18 protein-coding genes are annotated in these 18,055 nt (G+C 65.8%); 10 read left to right on the top strand and 8 right to left on the bottom strand.

The window, feature by feature from the left end:
• Window positions 1-212 precede the first annotated feature (212 nt).
• The 5 genes from Q4543_RS21565 to Q4543_RS21545 all read right to left on the bottom strand — a co-directional run bounded on the left by Q4543_RS21565 (window position 213) and on the right by Q4543_RS21545 (window position 6,428).
• The gene (locus tag Q4543_RS21565) at window positions 213-1,124 is read right to left on the bottom strand and encodes an ABC transporter permease (protein WP_303441760.1); all 912 of its coding nucleotides are present in this window, start codon (window positions 1,122-1,124) and stop codon (window positions 213-215) included.
• Window positions 1,121-2,134: an ABC transporter permease gene (locus Q4543_RS21560; RefSeq protein ID WP_216005407.1), complete on the bottom strand. Its 1,014-nt coding sequence runs from the start codon at window positions 2,132-2,134 to the stop codon at window positions 1,121-1,123. The genes Q4543_RS21565 and Q4543_RS21560 overlap by 4 nt, the downstream gene beginning before the upstream one ends.
• Window positions 2,135-2,239: 105 nt before the next feature.
• Entirely contained in the window at window positions 2,240-3,844 is a 1,605-nt protein-coding gene (locus tag Q4543_RS21555) for an ABC transporter substrate-binding protein (protein ID WP_303441758.1), read from the bottom strand.
• 52 nt (window positions 3,845-3,896) lie between these two features.
• The gene (locus Q4543_RS21550) at window positions 3,897-4,946 is read right to left on the bottom strand and encodes a dipeptidase (protein WP_303441762.1); all 1,050 of its coding nucleotides are present in this window, start codon (window positions 4,944-4,946) and stop codon (window positions 3,897-3,899) included.
• Between the two features lie 72 nt (window positions 4,947-5,018).
• Window positions 5,019-6,428 carry a hypothetical protein gene (locus tag Q4543_RS21545; protein ID WP_303441733.1) on the bottom strand — a complete coding sequence of 470 codons (1,410 nt, stop codon included), beginning with the start codon at window positions 6,426-6,428 and terminating at the stop codon, window positions 5,019-5,021.
• Between the two features lie 207 nt (window positions 6,429-6,635).
• Between Q4543_RS21545 and phnC the strand changes: the two genes are divergently transcribed.
• From phnC to Q4543_RS21520, 5 genes are all read left to right on the top strand, one after another.
• Window positions 6,636-7,460 carry a phosphonate ABC transporter ATP-binding protein gene (gene phnC / locus Q4543_RS21540; RefSeq protein WP_303441731.1) on the top strand — a complete coding sequence of 275 codons (825 nt, stop codon included), beginning with the start codon at window positions 6,636-6,638 and terminating at the stop codon, window positions 7,458-7,460.
• 24 nt (window positions 7,461-7,484) lie between these two features.
• Complete coding sequence (gene phnD, locus Q4543_RS21535) at window positions 7,485-8,384, top strand: phosphonate ABC transporter substrate-binding protein (RefSeq protein ID WP_303441729.1); 900 nt, start codon at window positions 7,485-7,487, stop codon at window positions 8,382-8,384.
• Between the two features lie 64 nt (window positions 8,385-8,448).
• Complete coding sequence (gene phnE, locus Q4543_RS21530) at window positions 8,449-9,315, top strand: phosphonate ABC transporter, permease protein PhnE (RefSeq protein ID WP_303441727.1); 867 nt, start codon at window positions 8,449-8,451, stop codon at window positions 9,313-9,315.
• Window positions 9,312-10,610 carry a phosphonate ABC transporter, permease protein PhnE gene (gene phnE, locus Q4543_RS21525; RefSeq protein WP_303441726.1) on the top strand — a complete coding sequence of 433 codons (1,299 nt, stop codon included), beginning with the start codon at window positions 9,312-9,314 and terminating at the stop codon, window positions 10,608-10,610. Before phnE (Q4543_RS21530) ends, phnE (Q4543_RS21525) begins: the two co-directional genes overlap by 4 nt.
• A gap of 339 nt (window positions 10,611-10,949) precedes the next feature.
• Window positions 10,950-11,825 (top strand): SHOCT domain-containing protein, encoded by an 876-nt coding sequence (locus Q4543_RS21520; RefSeq protein WP_303441725.1) that lies wholly within the window; start codon window positions 10,950-10,952, stop codon window positions 11,823-11,825.
• 70 nt (window positions 11,826-11,895) lie between these two features.
• Here the strand turns inward: Q4543_RS21520 and Q4543_RS21515 are convergent, their stop codons facing one another.
• Both Q4543_RS21515 and phnF read right to left on the bottom strand, forming a co-directional pair.
• Complete coding sequence (locus Q4543_RS21515; protein WP_303441723.1) at window positions 11,896-13,077, bottom strand: alpha-D-ribose 1-methylphosphonate 5-triphosphate diphosphatase; 1,182 nt, start codon at window positions 13,075-13,077, stop codon at window positions 11,896-11,898.
• A gap of 62 nt (window positions 13,078-13,139) precedes the next feature.
• The gene (phnF, locus tag Q4543_RS21510) at window positions 13,140-13,859 is read right to left on the bottom strand and encodes a phosphonate metabolism transcriptional regulator PhnF (RefSeq protein ID WP_303441720.1); all 720 of its coding nucleotides are present in this window, start codon (window positions 13,857-13,859) and stop codon (window positions 13,140-13,142) included.
• A gap of 127 nt (window positions 13,860-13,986) precedes the next feature.
• Here phnF and phnG point away from each other — a divergent pair, with 127 nt between their 5' ends.
• The 3 genes from phnG to Q4543_RS21495 are packed head-to-tail and all read left to right on the top strand — an operon-like array spanning window position 13,987 to window position 16,075.
• Window positions 13,987-14,421: a phosphonate C-P lyase system protein PhnG gene (phnG, locus tag Q4543_RS21505; protein WP_303441718.1), complete on the top strand. Its 435-nt coding sequence runs from the start codon at window positions 13,987-13,989 to the stop codon at window positions 14,419-14,421.
• Window positions 14,421-14,990 (top strand): phosphonate C-P lyase system protein PhnH, encoded by a 570-nt coding sequence (gene phnH, locus Q4543_RS21500; RefSeq protein WP_303441716.1) that lies wholly within the window; start codon window positions 14,421-14,423, stop codon window positions 14,988-14,990. Before phnG ends, phnH begins: the two co-directional genes overlap by 1 nt.
• The gene (locus tag Q4543_RS21495) at window positions 14,990-16,075 is read left to right on the top strand and encodes a carbon-phosphorus lyase complex subunit PhnI (protein WP_303441714.1); all 1,086 of its coding nucleotides are present in this window, start codon (window positions 14,990-14,992) and stop codon (window positions 16,073-16,075) included. The genes phnH and Q4543_RS21495 overlap by 1 nt, the downstream gene beginning before the upstream one ends.
• Window positions 16,076-16,077: 2 nt before the next feature.
• Here Q4543_RS21495 and Q4543_RS21490 read toward each other — a convergent pair whose 3' ends face one another.
• Window positions 16,078-16,272, bottom strand: coding sequence for a hypothetical protein (locus tag Q4543_RS21490; RefSeq protein WP_303441712.1), 195 nt, complete (start codon window positions 16,270-16,272; stop codon window positions 16,078-16,080).
• Window positions 16,273-16,331: 59 nt separating this feature from the next.
• Between Q4543_RS21490 and Q4543_RS21485 the strand changes: the two genes are divergently transcribed.
• Together Q4543_RS21485 and phnK are read left to right on the top strand one after the other, a co-directional pair.
• Window positions 16,332-17,204, top strand: a complete 873-nt coding sequence (locus Q4543_RS21485; protein ID WP_303441710.1) for an alpha-D-ribose 1-methylphosphonate 5-phosphate C-P-lyase PhnJ — start codon at window positions 16,332-16,334, stop codon at window positions 17,202-17,204.
• Window positions 17,201-17,971 carry a phosphonate C-P lyase system protein PhnK gene (gene phnK, locus Q4543_RS21480; RefSeq protein ID WP_216005347.1) on the top strand — a complete coding sequence of 257 codons (771 nt, stop codon included), beginning with the start codon at window positions 17,201-17,203 and terminating at the stop codon, window positions 17,969-17,971. The genes Q4543_RS21485 and phnK overlap by 4 nt, the downstream gene beginning before the upstream one ends.
• Window positions 17,972-18,055: the final 84 nt, after the last annotated feature.

The following is an 18,055-nucleotide window of genomic DNA, read 5'->3' as shown; positions in this document are numbered from 1 at the left end:
CCCCTGAACACCGTGCTGGCGGGCTTGCCACTCGCCGTGGCCGAGGACCTCGATGCCGGTGCTATCCGCTGCCCGGCCCGGGCGGTGAACCCAAAAACCCCGCGGGGGGGCCACAGGTGGGGGGGCCCGGGGGGGGGGGGGGGGGGGGGCGCGGCCCCCCGCCTGCGGCTCCCCCCGGGATATTTGCGGCCAGAAGAAGCTGGGGGCGGGGATCATTTGCCGGCCTCTCTGGGGTCGAGCACGTCGCGCAGCCCGTCTCCGAGCAGGTTGAAGGCGAGGGAGATGGTGAAGATGGCGAGGCCGGGGATGGTGGCGACCCACCAGTAATCGAGGATGTACTTGCGCCCTTCGGAGACCATGGCGCCCCATTCCGGGCTGGGGGGTTGCGCCCCGAGGCCGAGGAAGCCGAGCCCGGCGGCGGTGAGGATGATGCCCGCCATGTCGAGGGTGACGCGGATCACGAGGGATGAGATGCACAGCGGCCAGACGTGGCGGGTGATGATGCGCAGGGGGCCAGCGCCTTGCAGCTTGATGGCGTGGATGAAATCGGAATTGCGGATGGTCAGGGTTTCGGCGCGGGCAATGCGCGCGTAGGGCGGCCAGGCGGTCAGCGAGATGGCGAGCACGGCGTTTTCGATGCCCGCGCCAAGGGCGGCGACGAAGGCCAGTGCGAGGATCAGCCGCGGGAAAGCGAGGAAGATATCGGTGAAGCGCATCAGGACCACGTCGAGGATGCCACCCGCGTAGCCCGCGACGGTGCCGATGATCAGCCCCAGCAGCGGTGCCACCACCGACACCAGCGCGACAATATACAGCGAGATGCGCGCGCCGTAGATGAGGCGGGACCAGATGTCGCGTCCGAGGCTGTCGGTGCCGAAGATGTGGCCGTCGGTGCCCGGCGCCAGCAGCCGGGCCCCCAGATCCTGCACGAACGGGTCTTGCGTCGCCAGCAGCGGGGCGCACAGCGCGCCGAGGATCAGCGCAATGAGTACGATCAGCCCGGCCATCGCCAGCGTGTTGCGCTTGAGTTTCAGCCAGCCGGCGTACCACGCGGCGGCGCTGGCCTGACGGCGCGACTGCGGGGTGTCTGTCAGCAGCCAGTCGCGGAGGGTTTGATGGGTCATTTCGCCCTCGGGTCGAAGAAGCGGTAGAGCAGGTCGGAAAAGATGTTCAGGCCGACAAAGATGGTGCCGATGACCACGGTGCCGCCGAGCACCGAGTTCATGTCATTGGCCAGCAGCGAGGTGGTGATGTATTGCCCGATGCCGGGCCATGCGAAGATGATCTCGGTCAGCACCGAGCCTTCGAGCAGGTTGGCATAGGCCAGCGCGATCACCGTCACCAGCTGGATGCGGATGTTGCGGAAGGCGTGGCGCCAGACCACGTTCCATTCGGACAGCCCCTTGACCCGCGCGGTGGTGATGTATTCGGCGCTGAGCTGTTCGAGCATGAAGCTGCGGGTCATCCGGCTGATATAGGCGAGGCTGAAATAGCCCAGCAGCCCGGCGGGCAGGATGATGTGGGAAAAGGCGTCCTTGAACACCGTCCAGTCGCGGGCGATGGCGGCATCAAGCAGCAGCAGCCCGCTGCGTTCGGGCACGATGCCCTGATAGAACACCCCAAGCCGCCCCGGCCCCGCGACCCAGCCAAGGATGCCGTAGAACAGCAGCAATCCCACGAGCCCCAGCCAGAAGATCGGCATGGAATAGCCCACCAGCCCGACCAGCCGGGCCAGCTGGTCGATCCACGTGCCGCGGTACACCGCCGCCAGCACCCCCAGCGGCACACCGATGAACACCCCGAACAGGGTGCCCAGCGTTGCCAGTTCCAGCGTGGCGGGGAAGACCCGCTTGATGTCATCGGATACCAGCTGCCCGGTGCGGATCGAGCGGCCGAAATCGCCTTGCAGCACATCGCCGACATAGATGAGAAATTGCGAGATCAGCGGTTTGTCGAGGCCCAACTCGATGAACACCTTGTCGTATTGCGCCTGCGTGGCGCGCTCACCAATCACTGCAAGCACCGGGTCGATGGGCATGACGCGCCCGATCATGAAGGTCACGAAGAGCAGGCCCAGCAAGGTGATGGCGATGGTCAGCACCGTGCCAAGCAGCTTGCGCAGCCAGCGCGGCATAATCGGGGCGCGCCGGGCAGGGGGCGCGGAGGTATTATCCTGAGGCAAGGGCTTTCCGGTCTTTGCGCAAGGGCGGGGCGGGCGCAGCGGCCCGCCCCATCCGAGTTACTTGGTGACGACCCAGTAGGACGCCGCCGTGGTGGCACCGCCAGAGACGAAATTCTGCACGTTCTCGCGCATGCCGTGCTGTTCGATCTGCTGGAACATGATGCCGAAGGGCGAGACCTGCTGGTGCTGTTTTTGCAGGTCGATATACATTTCGGCGCGGGTTTCGGTATCGTTTTCGACAACGGCGGCAAGGGTGTCCTGTGTCATCTCGGGGATGTCCCAGGCGTTGCGCCATGCGAGGTATCCGGTGTTGCCCGACTCGTCGCTGTTGTCGGGGTTGACCGCAAAGGTGCCCGCATTGGTGTTGGGATCGGGATAATCCGGGCCCCATGCGCCAAGGTAGATGTCATGCTCGCGCGCGCGGTAGCGGTCGAGCGTCTGCGCCCCTGTGCCGACGATCAGCGACACGTCGCAGCCCAGCTGGTTCCAGGTGTTTTGCAGCGACTGGGCGATGTCCATGCGTTCCTGCGCTTCGCGCACCGAAATCTCGATCGGGCCGCAGTCAGGGTAGCCGGATTCCGCCAGCGCGGCCTTGGCCTTGTCCATGTCGTAGGTGAACGGCTTTTCGGTCAGCGCGCCAAGGAAGGTCAGCGGCAGGAAGGCCTGATGCACGGTATATTGCCCGTTCAGGAAGCTGTCGGCCATGCCCTGGTAATCGACCACCCATTTCAGCGCCTCAAGCAGCTTGGGATCGGTGAGCATCTCTTTCTTCTGGTTGGCGGACCAGTACATCAGGCGGCCCTTGAGCTCGTCGACGACCTTGAGCCCGTCCTGCTCCTTGATCGAGGCCACGTCTTCGGGCGACAGGTTGCGGGCGATGTCGATGTCGCCGCGTTCCAGTTGCAGGCGCTGCGTGGCGGATTCCTGAATATGCTGAACGATCACCCGCTGCATCGCCGGTGTCTCGCCGCCGTAGCTGGGGTTGAGATCCATCAGCACCGATTCATTGGGCTTCCAGTCGACCACCTTGTAGGGGCCGGACCCGGCGGTGTTGGTGCGCAGCCATGCCGAGCCCATGTCGCCATCGGTCTCGTTGGCCATCACGGTTTCCATGTCGACGATGCCGCCGATGGTCGCGGTCAGGCAGTTGAGCACGAAGGACACCGCGTATTTCTGATCAAGCGTGACGACCAGCGTCTTGTCATCGGTGGCCTTGATCATTTCATCGACATTGTCGGGGGTGAAGCCGAACTGGGTCAGGATGAAGCTCGGCGTCTTGTCGAGCTTGACGGCCCGTTGCAGCGAGAAGGCCGCGTCCTTGGCTGTCACCGGGTTGCCGGAGGCAAAGACATGGCCCTCGGCCATGGTGAAGGTGATGACGGTGCCATCCTCGGACACCTCCCAGCTTTCGGCCAGTTCGGGCTGGAAGCCTGCGTCGAGGTCAAGCGGATCGAAATTCACCAGCTTTTCGTAGACGTTGCGCGACACGTCCGCGCCAGCGAATTCAAAGCTTTCGGCCGGATCGAAGGTCTTGATGTCGTCGATGCGGTTGGCGATCACCAGCATGTTCGGCGGGGTTTCCGCCATGGCGGGCAGGGCGACGCCGCCCATCAGGGCGGCGAGCAGCGCGGCGGTGCGCAGGCTGCGGTTTGTCTTTGTCATGTTATACTCCCGGTTGACTATGCGATGCCGGTTTTCCGGCTTTTTGCTTGTCTCAGGCGCCCCAGGTCTTGCGCAGCACGCGCAGCCAGTTGCGATAGCACAGTTTTTCCATCATTTCGTCACCGATGCCGTGGTCGATCATGGCCTGGCGCAGCGCCGGAAGCCCGGCGACGCTGCCGATGTCCTTCGGCACCAGCGCGCCGTCGAAATCCGATCCAAAGCCAACCCGGTCCTCGCCCAGAATTTTTACCAGATGGTCAAGATGACTCATCATCACGTCAAGAGAAAAATCACTGTCCATCTGCCCGTCGGGCCGCAGGAAGGCCGAGGCAAAGTTGATGCCCACCATTCCATCGCTCTGTGCGATCTGGGCCAGCTGCCGGTCGGTCAGGTTACGGGAATGCGGGGTAACCGCGTAGGCGTTGGAATGGGTGGCGACCAGCGGCGCGTCTGAAATCGCGGCCACGTCATCCATGCCCTTTTCGTTCAGATGGCTGAGGTCGATCATGATTTTCAGTGCGTTGCACTCTGCCACCAGCCGCTTGCCATGCTCGCTCAGCCCGTCGCCGATGTCGCCGGTCGAGGGGAAGCGGAAGGGCACGCCGTTGCCAAAGATCGTCGGGCGCGACCACACCGGCCCAAGCGAGCGCAGCCCGCGGGCGTGCATCTGGTGCAGGATCTCGAACTCGGGGTCGATGGCCTCGGCGCCTTCGATATGCATGATCGCGGCCATCTTCGGAGCGTGGATCGCGGCTTCGAGCTCGGCGACGGTGCGGCAGATGGTCAACGCGCCGGCGGCTTCGAGCGCCTCGAGCGCGTCGGCGCCCTCAAGCGTGATGCGCAGCGCCTCGGGCTGGGGGATCTGCGCGGGCAGGGGCAGGTCGTAGCTCGGGTGCGACATCTCCTCGGCCTTGGCGTCCTTGTCGACGGGCGAGGGCACGTAGATGGCGAAGAAGCCGCCGCCGAACCCGCCCGCCTGCGCCCGCGGCAGATCAATGTGCCCGCCCTCAAGGCCCGCCGCGACGCCTTCGGGCGTGGCGGTGCCGCGCAGCAGGCGCAGGATCAGATCGTTGTGGCCGTCAAAGATCGGCGGGCTCGTCAGGGGCATCGCGGGCAGTCCTTCGCGTCGTTATGCGCGAAGCCTGCGTCCGGGATCGTTCGTCTGCAAGCGGTTTCAGGCGAAAAGGAAAGCGTAGGCCAGCACCCAGACCGGGATCACCGCCAGAAGGACCAGCATATAGGCACCGTTCCACCCCACGCCCACCTGCCGCGCCGATACACCGCCGAACGCGCCGGTCAGCAGCGTCGTCGCGGTGAAGGGCGAACTGATGCCGCCAAGCGCCCAGCCCGACACGATGGCAAGAACAATCGCGGCGGGGGGAATGCCCAGCACGTCCGGGCTCGGCAGCAGCGGCGCGATCAGCGACACCGCAAGGATCGGGTTCATCGCGAATTGCCCAAGCAACGGGACGATCCAGACAAGCCCGACCAGCACCAGCCATGTCGGCAGGTCTTCGGGATGAAAGCCGCTGGCCTTGACCAGCGGCGCCAACAGCGGCGCGCCGACGGTGCCGATATAGCCCGCCATCATCAGCAGCAGCACTTCGGATTTATAGCCCGGCATCTCGCGAAAGGCGTAATCGAACAGGCGGGTGCGCATCGGCAGGCCGCCGCTGCGGGTTTGCATCCACGTCCAGACCAGCGCCATCACCGGCACGATGACCAGCACCAGCGCGATGATGCGCAGCCCGGTGACCCAGCCTAGCGCCAGCACCGACACCACCAGCACCCCCAGCAGCCACGCCAGCGGCTTGAGCTTTTCCCAATGATTGTCCGGCGCGCCGCGCGGCGGGGCGGGGCGCTTCAGCTTCGGTTTCATCACCGTGTCCAGCCCCCAGCCGAGCAGCGTCATCAGCGCTGCCGAGACAAAGGCCGGCACAATCACCCCTGCCCATGAGCCGCCCGGAATCAGCGCCGTGGTGATGGCGATGGAAAAGCTTAGCGGCGACCACGGCAGCGAGGTGACAAAGCCGCGCTGGATCGCCAGCAGCATGCGGCGGCGGCGGTGGTTGCGGATTTCCTCGTCGGGCTCTTCGCGCGCGGCGGCGGTGGCCAGTGAGCCCAGCAGCGCGATCGAGCCGTAATTGAGCAGCAGGGCAAAGCCGGTGCCGCCAAGGGTCAGCGCCAGATAGCGCCGTCCCGGCGGCTGGCGGGCAAGGAAAGACCCTGCCTCGCGAATCTCGGGCGAGGGCTCGGCGGCGCTGCGCAGCGTTGCCAGCGCGGTGAAGAAGGCGGCAATAAAGGTGCCCGACACCAACGCCCGCACCACCACCGCCTGCCAGTCCGGCACTTGCCACACCAGCAGCCCGGTCAGCACGACGGCGGCCACTACGAAGGCCCTGCGCCCCGGTTTCACCATGACGCACAACGCCGCCACCAGCACCACCCACAGCGCAAAGGTGATCGGATCCAGTGCCGGGGTATGCGCCCATTCGCGGATCGCGACCAACACCGTGACGGCGATCAGCAACGCCCCGGTCAGCATATGGGTCAGGGGGACAGAGGGCGAGGGGCTGGTCTGCATGACGCTTGGAGCTTTCGGACAGGGGGACCGGCCTCGCGGATCGGTCAGTCTTTGCGACCTTGTACGCGGCGCAGGCGTGGATAGGCAAGCGGGCAGCGGCTGTCATCAAAGCTTCATTGCCGTGTCATGGTTTGGAATCAACGCTGTCACGCTCTTGCTACGAAGCAGGCGCACACCCCGCCTCGGAACAAGACATCCGGGGGACACATGCTCGTCGTTGACAAGCTGACGAAGCGCTTTGGCGCGAACAATGCCGTGGACAGCGCAAGCTTCAGCGTCGATCGTCCGATGATGATCGGTATCATCGGGGCATCCGGGGCGGGCAAATCGACCTTCCTGCGCATGATGAACCGGCTGACCGACGCCTCCGAGGGCGAGCTGCGCTTTGAAGGGCGCAACGTGCTGGCGCTTAGGGGGCGAGACAAGCGCCAGTGGCAAAGCGACTGCGCGATGATCTTCCAGCAGTTCAACCTCGTGCCGCGCATGGACGTGGTGTCGAACGTGCTGCATGGCACGCTGGCGCGCCGCCCTGTCATCAGCACGATGTTCAACCTGTATCCGCAAGCCGACATTCACCGCGCCATCGACATTCTTGATCGGCTGGGCATCGCGGGCCATGCGGCCAAGCGGGCCGAGGCGCTGTCGGGCGGCCAGCAGCAGCGCGTCGCCATCGCGCGGGCGCTGATGCAGGACCCCAAGGTCATTCTTGCGGATGAACCCATCGCCAGCCTCGATCCGATGAATGCGCAGATCGTGATGGAGGCGCTGCGCCGCATCCATGACGAAGACGGCCGCATGGTCATCGCCAACCTGCACACGCTTGATACCGCCCGGCGCTATTGCGACCGGGTGATCGGAATGCGCCTTGGGCGGATCGTCTTTGACGGCACGCCCGAGCAGCTGACCACCGGCGTTGCCCGCGACATCTATGGCGCGGGGGCGGATTTTTCCGAAGACGCCACCTCTACCGAAATCCGCGATCCCGTCGCCGTTGCCCGGACAGAGATCCGGCAGGCGGAAGTCGCGGTCTGATACGTCATGACAAAGGGACAACCCATGAAGCACCTCATCGCAGCCGCGCTGGCCACCTCCGCGCTTGTCTCTGCCGCTTCGGCGCAAGAGATCACCGAATTCCGCCTTGGCATCCTTGGCGGCGAAAACGCCCAGGATCGTCTGGCCAACCAACAGTGCTATGCCGACAAGATCGCCGCAGCGCTGGGCGTCGAGGTCAAGATCTTCACCCCCGCCGATTACAACGGCGTGATGCAGGGCCTGCTGGGCGGCACCATCGACGCGGCCTGGATGGGCGCATCGTCCTATGCCGGGACGTATATCGCCGACCCAGAGGCGGTCGAGCCGGTGCTGGTCAAGCAGAACGAAGACGGCTCCATCGGTTATTATTCGATCGGCTTTGCCCGCAAGGACAGCGGCATCACCTCGGTCGATGACATCAAGGGCAAGACGTTCGGATTCGGCGACCCGAACTCGACCTCGGGCTACCTGATCCCGTCGGTCGAACTGGCCGAGGCCGGCTATTCGATGCAGCCGGGCGAGTTCTTCGGAGACGTCGTGTTCACCGGCGGCCACGAGCAGACCATCGTTGCGGTCTACAATGGCGACGTCGATGCGGGCGTGACATGGGCCGACGGTCTGGGGGCTTGGGAAGATGGCTACAACTCGGGCGCGCTGCGCCGCGCGGTGGATGCCGGTCTGGTCGACATGAACGACATGGTGCAGGTTTGGCAGTCCAAGGAAATCCCCGAAGGTCCGTTCGTGCTGCGCAAGGCGCTGCCGCAGGCCGTCAAGGACAGCGTGACAGAGCTGACCGCGAACCTTTGGGAAGAAGACCCCGATTGCGCCTATGGCGTGGCCGCGGGCGATGCCAAGGATTTCATCCCGGTGACCCACGAGCAGTACAAGTCGATCGTCGCGGCCCGTCAGTCCGTGTCCAACTGATCGCGAAACGCGCTCTGGGGGTCCGCATGGCGGGCCCCCTTTCCGTTGCAGAAAGCCTTCCCACATGACCGATATATCCGCCGACATCGCCTCGATCCGCGAGGGCTATCTTGAGCAGGCCCGCCGCAAGCGGCTTTACGGCGGCATTCTTTTGCTGGTGTTCGTGGCGCTGATGGCGTCCGGGTTCACGCTGGCCGATGATCGCAACGCGGGCGGGTTCTGGGACGGGCTGCCGAATATCTTTGCCTTTCCGGCGGATGTGATCGCCGACACATGGCCCAAGCTGCACCTGCTGCCCGGCCATATGGTCGATTACTTTCCCGCGCTGTTGGAAACCATCAACATCGCCGCTGTCTCGACCCTGATCGGGGCTGGGTTCGCCATGGGGCTGTCGATGCTCTCGACACGCGGGCTGGCGCGTTGGCCGCGCCTGATCCCGGTGTTTCGCCGCGCCATGGACATCATGCGCGCCGTGCCCGAGATCGTCATCGCGCTGGTGCTGATCTTTGTGCTGGGGGGCGGGCCGGTGCCGGCGATGATCGCCATCGCCTTTCACACCGCCGGTGCGCTGGGCAAGCTGTTCTCCGAGGTCAACGAGAACGCCGATCTGAAACCCGTCGAGGGGCTGCAATCGGTCGGTGCCACATGGTTGCAACGCATGTGGCTGGGCGTGGTGCCGCAGGTTTCGCCCAACTACTTCAGCTATGCCTTGCTGCGGTTCGAAATCAACATCCGCGCCTCGGCCATCCTTGGCTTTGTCGGCGCCGGCGGCATCGGCTCCGAGCTCAAGAACGCCATGTCCTGGGGCAAGGGCCGGTTCGACGAGGCGGCGGCGATCTTCCTGCTGCTGTTCATCACCATCGTGGTGTTCGACCAGTTGTCCAGCCACGTCCGTAACCTGATGATCGCCAAAAAGGGAGGCCGGGCATGACCGACGCCGCGCTTTACGCCGAGGCGGACCGCCTCTTTGCCCGCAAGAAACTGGCCGCCTTCGGCCTGCCCGCCGTGGTGCTGATCTACCTCGCCTATGTCTTCCTTGCCTTCGACATTCCGGGGCTGGCAGAGCGCGCCCGGCTCGACAATGCCCGCACGCTGATGTCGGACATCTGGAGCTACAAGACCCGCGTTGCGCAGGACAACCGCAACGGCGAGGTCGTGGTCGCGATCGAAGGCGAGCGCAAGGGCGAATACCCCCCCGGCACCGAGCCGGACTGGGTGCAGATGGACCCCGCCGGCACTCGGATCGACCTTGGCGACGGCCATGTCGTCAGCTTTTTCCCCGAGGGCGGCTTTACCTATGCCATGCCCGGTCGCGCGCCCATCGAAGCGCGTCTTGACGGGCACAGCGTCGTATCCAACGTCACCGATGCGCCGGACTGGATTTCCGCCTCGAACACCCGCTTTCAGCTTGAAACCTCGCATGGGCGCGTGTCGCTGACCCGCAACCGCACCGAGCTGTTCCGCTATTTTCCCGGCTGGGAGCTGTTCTTCTTCACCCTCGATAGCCCCTATCACGGCGCCTCGCTGGCGCAGCTTTTCGGCGATCGCATCGATCCGGCCTGCAGCAACCTGTCGGGCGCGTGGCATGATTTCTGGAACAACGCCATGTGGCGGCATTCCGACGTGGTCTGGGCGCTGTTCGAAACCGTGCTGATGGCGTTCCTTGGCACCTTTGGCGCGGCGATCATCGCGCTGCCGGTTGCGTTCCTCGCGGCCAAGAACTTCACCCCGCTGGGCGCGCTGCGTTTCGGCGCGCGGCGGATCTTTGATTTTCTGCGCGGGGTGGACGGGCTGATCTGGACCATCGTGCTCAGCCGCGCCTTCGGGCCGGGGCCGATGACCGGCGCGCTGGCGATCCTGCTGACCGATACCGGCAGCTTTGGCAAACTGTTCTCCGAAGCGCTGGAAAACGTCGATGGCAAGCAGATCGAAGGGCTGGCCTCGACCGGGGCGCGCCCTGTTCAGCGCTACCGCTTTGGCGTGATCCCGCAGATCACCCCGGTGCTGGTCAGTCAGGTGCTGTATTACCTCGAATCCAACACCCGAAGCGCCACCATCATCGGCGCGATCACCGGCGGCGGCATCGGGTTGCTGCTGACGCAGGCGATGATCACCCAGAAGGATTGGGAAGAGGTGAGCTATTACATCATCCTGATCGTGCTGATGGTGATGGCGATGGACAGCCTGTCGGGCTGGCTGCGCCGCAAGCTGATCCGGGGGGCGTGACGGCGCGCCCCGGCCCTGATCCGGGGTCCGCCGAAGCGCCAGCTTGCCAAAGCATGGTATCAGAGGCGGCGCTGGTGGGCCCGGGGGGCCTTGCGCGAGCGGGTTTCGGCCCGATTGCCCAAGGCGTGGGTGGTCGGGCGTATTGCGCGCGGGATCAGGCGTCAGTTTTCGGGCGTCTGCCCGTTTTCAGAGCGCTTGAAATAGACGCTTTCGTTGAAAAATTCGGCTAAAAAACTATCTTCGTGAGAAGGCTGAAACATAGCGCTGCTTTGGTGGTTGCCGTTGTGTCAACGTGTTAGGGCGAGCCTAACTCTACTTTCAGGATAGGAATCAGACGCCATGACAAGGCTCACACAGGACGGGGCCCAGGCAGTCTCGGAGATCGCAGGACGCTACGGGGTGTCGATGGACGCCGCCGAAACGCTGCTCAACGCGCTGGCCAATGGCGGCGGCACGCAGGCGCAGTTCAGCCATAACGAGCTGGGCGGCATGGGCCAATGGTCCATGGGCGGCATGACCATGGTTGGCGATATGTTCAACAACGGGCTCAAGGCCACGGTGGACGGGCTGTGCACCGAGCTGTCGAACCTGATGAACCGGATGCAGCTGTTCAAGCCCGCGCCCGCGCCCTATCAGCCGCAGATGGGCAGCCAGAGCCAGTCGCAATCCAGCGGCGGCGGATCGAGCCTGTTCATTCAGGGCGGCAGCTTTGGTTCGCAATGGCCGGCCGAGCTCGGGTCGCCCTCGTCTACCGGATCGCAGAACAACCTGCGCTATGCGGTGTTCCCGCAGAGCCGCCGTCTTGCCATCGACTTCGGCGGGCGGATCGAAGTGTACGACACGGGCGATCACATGATCGGCGGCGTGTCGCAGCAGCAAAGCGGTGACATGTCGCTGACCTTCACCAGCCAATACGGCACGGTGCGGGTGACGGATCTGCCGCGCGTGTCGCTGAGCGGCGAGCAGCCCCAGAGCCCGCCCCAGCCGTCCTACGAGGCCCCGCAGCCGCAGTATCAGGAACCGCAGTATCAGGAACCGCAGTACCAGCAGCCCGATCCTCAGCCCCAAGCGCAGCCCGCCGCCGCGCCGGCGCAGGGGGGCAATCAGGACGATGTGATCGGCCTGATCCGCAAGCTCGCCGATCTGCGAGACAGCGGCATCCTGTCGCCCGAGGAATTCGAAGCTAAGAAGCAAGACCTGCTGTCGCGGCTTTGACTGACACGCGCCGGTGGCCTGCCCGATGGGGCTAGGGCCACCGGCGCGATGGCTGGCCCCCGGCTGATGCCTATTCCGCCGCCAGCCGGGGGCCAGCCATCGCGCCGACCAGCCGTGCCCCGGCCTCGCCCGCCAGATAGGCAAGGCGGCCACCGCTGACCGTCGCCTCGATCTCGCGGGTGGCCTCGTTGATCACCACGAAATCCGCCCGCATGCCATGGTCGAGCCTGCCGCGATCGGCAAGGCCCATGATCTCGGCGGGCACGCGGCTGATCATATCCCAGGCCTGTGGCAGATCGCGCACCCCCTTGTCGACCAGCACCCACGCCGCCTCGGCAAGGCAGGGGTAATGGTAATCGGACACCAGCGCATCGCACAGCCCGCGCGAGATCAGGTGCAGCGCCGACACGCCGCCCGATTGCGAGCCGCCGCGCACCACGTTGGGCGCCCCCATCAGCACCGGATCATTGCAGGCCCGCGCCAGTTTCGCCGCCGAGGCCGAGGTCGGAAATTCCGCGATGCGCGCGCCGATGATGCGGTAATATTCGCGGGTTTCGGCATCGGGGTCGTCGTGGCTGCCGTAGCGCACGCCCCATTCGTCAAAGCTTTCGGCGAGCGCGCACAGATGGCGCGGCACCTCGCGGGACCGGGCCTGCGCCGCGTTCAGCAGCGACAGGAATTCGGGCGGGGTGCAATTGTTGGTCGAGGCCCATTGCCCCAGCTTGTGCGGCTGGCTCGCGGCCAGTTCCAGCGCCTCGGGCAGGTGGTTGTTGAACACCACATAATCGATGCCATAACGGCGGATTGCGGTCAGAAGGCGCTGGCGCGTGTCGGGCAGATGGGTTTCGCAGCGGATCTGGATGCGCAGGTCGATCAGCGCGCGGGTGCGCTCGGCGTTCAGCGCCTCCATCACCTGTTCGGCGAACTCGGGCGCGCGTAGCCCGCCTTCCCAGCTCCAGCATTGCGCCAGCCACGCGGTGGTGACGCCATGCGCCGCCGCCTCGCGCGCGGCCCAGCGCAGCCCGGAGCGGATCGGCATTCGCGCCGATGGGCGCGGCGCGATGTGACGTTCGAAGGCATCGCCATGCAGGTCGATGATGCCGGGCAGCAGCAGATAGCCGGACATGTCGACTTCGGGCAGGGGGCCCTTGGTGATCAGGCCGTTCTCGATCACCAGCGAGCGTTTCTGCAACGCGCCATCCCGCAGGATCGCAGCGCCGGTCAGGCGAAGGGGGGGAAGGGTCACGCTCATGTCTGGTTGCCTCGGTTTTTCCCGTGGATAGCAGCGTTGTTTGTCACGCGCATGACGGGTGTTCAGCCGTTCGCCCCATCCCCGACGATCAGCGTCACCCGCTCGCCCACGAACCATGTCAGCCCGTATTCGACGGGGCGGCCCTCTGGGTCCTGATTGACGCTTTCGCTGCGCAGCAACGGCGCGCCGTCGCGCAGGCCAAGGTGCAAGGCCTGCGTTGGCGAGGCGAGGGTTGCGCTCAGCCGGGTGCTGAGGCGGGTGTAATCGGACACGCCATTGCGCCGCAGCGCCTCGGTGATCGAGACGACCTCGGTCAGGGTTTCGGGCAGGCCGGGCAGGGGCGCAGCGGGAAAGCAGCTGATGAAATGCGCGATGGGCATGTCTTCGGCTAGCGACAACCCCTCGTAGACGATGACCGCCTCGCCCGGCGCGAGGGCCAGCGCGGCGGCCTCTTCGGTGCTGGCGGGGCGGGTTTCGATGCGCAGGCTGCGTCGGCCGGGCAGGCGGCCCGAGGCGCGGATGTTCTGGGCAAAGCGCACCTTGCCGCCGATCGGGTAGTCCAGCGGCGCGGCGGTCACGAACACCCCCGCACCGCGCCGCGAATTGACGATGCCACGCGCGGCCAAATCCGCCAGCGCCCGGCGCGCGGTATGCCGGTTGACGCCAAAGCGGCGCGACAGTTCGGCCTCGGTAGGCAGCTTGTCGCCGGGGCGATACAGCCCGCGGGCGATTTCGCCTTCAAGCTCGGTGGTGATGGATTTCCAGACCGGAATGCGGGTCACGGTGGCCCTCCTTGTCACTGAAACTTCATGCGGGGGCGGCTTGTCTGAGCGACAGAATCAGCGCATGATTTGTCTAGTTGTATAGAAAGCTAGACAAGTCGGCAAGGTTGTCCAGATGGGAACAGACATGACGGAAACGGCAGAGCGGCAGGGCTGGATGGGCCTTCTGGCCCGCGCCCCGGCAGAGCGGCTGGCGGCGTTGATGCCGCAGGCGCCGGAGTTTGACTGGCTGCGGATGCCCGAGATCGGCGGAGTGATGATGCGCGGGCGGTCCGGGGGCACCGGCGCCCCCTTCAACCTTGGCGAGATGACCGTGACGCGCTGCGCGCTGCGGCTTGGCAGCGGCGAGGTCGGCCATGCCTGCGTGATGGGGCGCGACAAGGCGCATGCGCAGCGCGCGGCGCTGGTCGATGCGCTGATGCAGGGGGCGACGGCAGCGGCGATCCGCGCGCAGGTTCTGGACCCGCTGGCGCAGGACGAAGACGCCCGCCGCAGCGCCCGCGCGGCACGAGCGGCGGCAACAAAGGTGGATTTCTTCACCATGGTCAGAGGAGAGGCATGATGCGGCAGGACAGCCTGACCGGCGGGTTCACCGACGCACCGCAGCAAGGCGCGCGCGCCTTTCGCGCCGCGCTCGAGGCGATGGCCCGCCCCGGCACAATTCACGAGGTCGCGGGCGCACAGGCCCCCGCGCCGGTCAGCCCTGCCGCTGCCGTGCTGCTGCTGACGCTGTGCGATCGGGAAACCCCGCTGTATCTTGCGCCCGGCCATGACGGGCAGGCGGTGCGCGACTGGGTCGGTTTTCACATCGGCGCGCCGCTGACGACGCCCGAAGCGGCGATGTTCGCCCTTGGCGGCTGGGACGCGCTTGGCCCCAAGGACCGCTACCGCATCGGTACGCCGGATTACCCTGACCGCTCGGTGATGCTGATCTGCGAGACCGACACGCTGGCCGCCAGCGGCGCGCGGCTTACCGGCCCCGGCATTCGCGATGTGGCGCATCTGTCGCTGCCCGAGATCGCGGCGTTTCGCGCCAATCACGCGCTGTTCCCGCTGGGCTGGGATTGCTTTTTCACCTGCGGCACGCGGCTGGCCGCGCTGCCCCGCACCAGCATCGTGGAGGCATCGTAATGTATGTTGCGGTAAAGGGCGGCGAGCGCGCCATAGACGCAGCCCATGACTGGCTGGCCGAGGAACGCCGGGGCGATCCGGCCATCCCCGAGCTGAGCATCGCGCAGATCCGCGAGCAGATGGCGCTGGCGGTGAACCGGGTGATGGCCGAGGGCTCGCTCTATGATCCCGATCTTGCGGCGCTGGCGATCAAGCAGGCGCGCGGCGACCTGATCGAGGCGATCTTTCTGATCCGCGCCTATCGCACCACGCTGCCGCGCTTTGGCGCCTCAAAGCCGCTCGACACCGCCGCGATGCGCTGCGACCGGCGCATCAGCGCGACCTTCAAGGATGCGCCGGGGGGGCAGGTGCTGGGGCCGACCTTTGACTATACCCACCGGCTGCTGGATTTCGCGCTGGCCGCCGAGGGCGAAGCCCCGGTGGCGCGGCAGGGCGATCCGGTGGCGGGAGACACGCCCCGCATCATGGATTTCCTCAATGCCGACGGGCTGATCCAGCAAGAACAGCCATCAGACGACACCCCGGCCGATCTGACCCGCGAGCCGCTGGAATTCCCGGCGGGCCGCGATCTGCGGCTACAAGCGCTGACCCGCAGCGACGAGGGCTTCGTGCTTGGCATGGCCTACAGCACCCAGCGCGGCTATGGGCGCAACCACCCTTTCGTGGGCGAGCTGCGCATCGGCGCCGTCGAGGTGGCGATGGACATCCCCGAGCTGGGCTTTGACATCTGCATCGGCGAGGTCACCCTGACCGAATGCGAGACGGTCAACCAGTTCACCGGGTCAAAGAGCGAACCGGCGCAGTTCACCCGCGGCTATGGGCTGGTCTTTGGCCAGAGCGAACGCAAGGCGATTTCCATGGCGCTGGTTGATCGGGCGCTGCGCTGGGACGAGCTGGGCGAGGAAGATGTTGGCGCCCCGGCGCAGGACGCGGAATTCGTGCTGGCGCATGGCGACAACATTCAGGCGACGGGGTTTCTCGAACATATCAAGCTGCCCCATTATGTCGATTTCCAGTCAGAACTGGAGCTGGTGCGCCGGATGCGCCGCGAGGCGATGGGCGAGATGAAGGAGGCGGCGCAATGAGCTCAGTCTCCGTCCTCTCCGCCGTCATCTCCCCTGTCACAGGCTCGGTCGGGCTCGCTGAGGTCGCCGCCCGTGTCGGGGCCGTCGCCGCGGAAATAGCCAAAGGCGTGGGCGATCAGGAAGCCTACCACCGCAAGGAAGCACAAGGTCTCTACAAGGTTTTCATCGACAAGGTCGAACAGATCGAATGGGGTCATCGGGCGGGCTCTTGCTTGGGGGCGATGGTTGCACCCTTTCACAAAATCGAGGCGGCGCAATGACCCTTCATGATCCGAATTACAACTTTGCCTATCTGGATGAGCAGACCAAGCGGATGATCCGCCGCGCGCTGCTCAAGGCGCTGGCGATCCCCGGCTATCAGGTGCCCTTTGCCAGCCGCGAAATGCCGATGCCTTACGGCTGGGGCACCGGCGGCGTGCAGGTCACGGCGGCCTGCCTGACGCCGGAAGATACGCTCAAGGTCATCGACCAAGGGGCCGACGACACCACCAACGCCGTGTCGATCCGCAAGTTCTTTCAACGCACGGCGGGGGTCGCCGTGACCGAGCAGACGGCGCAGGCGAGCGTGATCCAGACCCGTCACCGCATCCCCGAAACCCCGCTGAGCGAGGGGCAGATCCTTGTCTATCAGGTGCCGATCCCGGAACCGCTGCGTTTTCTCGAACCGCGCGAGACAGAAACCCGGCGGATGCACGCGCTGGAGGAATATGGGCTTATGCACGTCAAGCTCTACGAAGACATCGCCCATAATGGCGAGATTTCAACCGCCTATGCCTATCCGGTCAAGGTCGAAGGGCGCTACGTCATGGACCCGTCGCCGATCCCGAAATTCGACAACCCGAAGCTGGAAAGCGCCGCGATCCAGCTGTTTGGTGCCGGGCGCGAACAGCGCATCTACGCGCTGCCGCCCTATTGCCGGGTGACCAGTCTCGATTTCGAGGATCACCCGTTCGAGGCCAGCAAGGCCGACCACGACTGCGATCTGTGCGGCTGCGCCACCAGCTATCTCGACGAGGTGATCGTGGATGATGCGGGCGGGCGGATGTTCGTTTGTTCGGATACCGATTTCTGCACCGGGCGGCGCGAGGGTGGCCATCGCGGCAGGCTCTCGCCGGAGGATATGGCATGACCCCGCTGCTACAGGCCCGTGGCCTGACCAAACATTACGGCGCCCGGCTGGGCTGCGGCAATGTCAGCTTTGATCTCTATCCCGGCGAGGTGATGGGCATCGTCGGTGAAAGCGGATCGGGCAAGTCGACGCTGCTGAGCTGCCTTGCAGGGCATCTGAGCCCGGATGCGGGCGAGGTGATTTTCGATACGCGCGATCACGGCCCGCAGGACGTGCTGCGCATGTCGGAACCGGCGCGGCGGATGCTGGGGCGCACCGACTGGGCGTTCGTGCATCAGAACGCCCGCGACGGGCTGCGCATGGGCGTCAGCGCCGGTGCGAACGTGGGCGAGCGGCTGATGGCCGTGGGGGCGCGCCATTACGGCGACATTCGCGAACAGGCCACCGACTGGCTGGGCCGGGTGGAAATCGCCGCAGATCGCATCGACGATCGCCCGCGCGCCTTTTCCGGCGGCATGCAGCAGCGGCTGCAGATCGCGCGAAATCTGGTGACCGGGCCGCGGCTGGTGTTCATGGATGAGCCGACGGGCGGGCTTGATGTCAGCGTGCAGGCGCGGCTGCTCGACCTGCTGCGCGGGCTGGTGCGCGAGATGGGGCTGAGCGCCATCGTGGTGACGCATGACCTTGCCGTGGTGCGCCTGCTGGCGGACCGGCTGATGGTGATGAAGGGCGGCGCGGTGGTCGAGGCGGGGCTGACCGATCAGGTGCTGGACGATCCACAGCATGGCTATACGCAGTTGCTGGTGTCCAGCGTTCTGCAGGTTTGAGAGGGCAGCGGGGGGGGGGGGGGGGGGGGGGGGGGGGGGGGGGGGGGGGGGGGGGGGGGGGGGGGGGGGGGGGGGGGGGGGGGG

It is taken from the genome of Salipiger sp. 1_MG-2023 (assembly GCF_030547555.1).
Classification (GTDB): Bacteria; Pseudomonadota; Alphaproteobacteria; order Rhodobacterales; family Rhodobacteraceae; genus Salipiger.
Note: the sequence above shows the minus strand (reverse complement) of the source record. Positions and strands in the feature narration are given on the sequence as shown.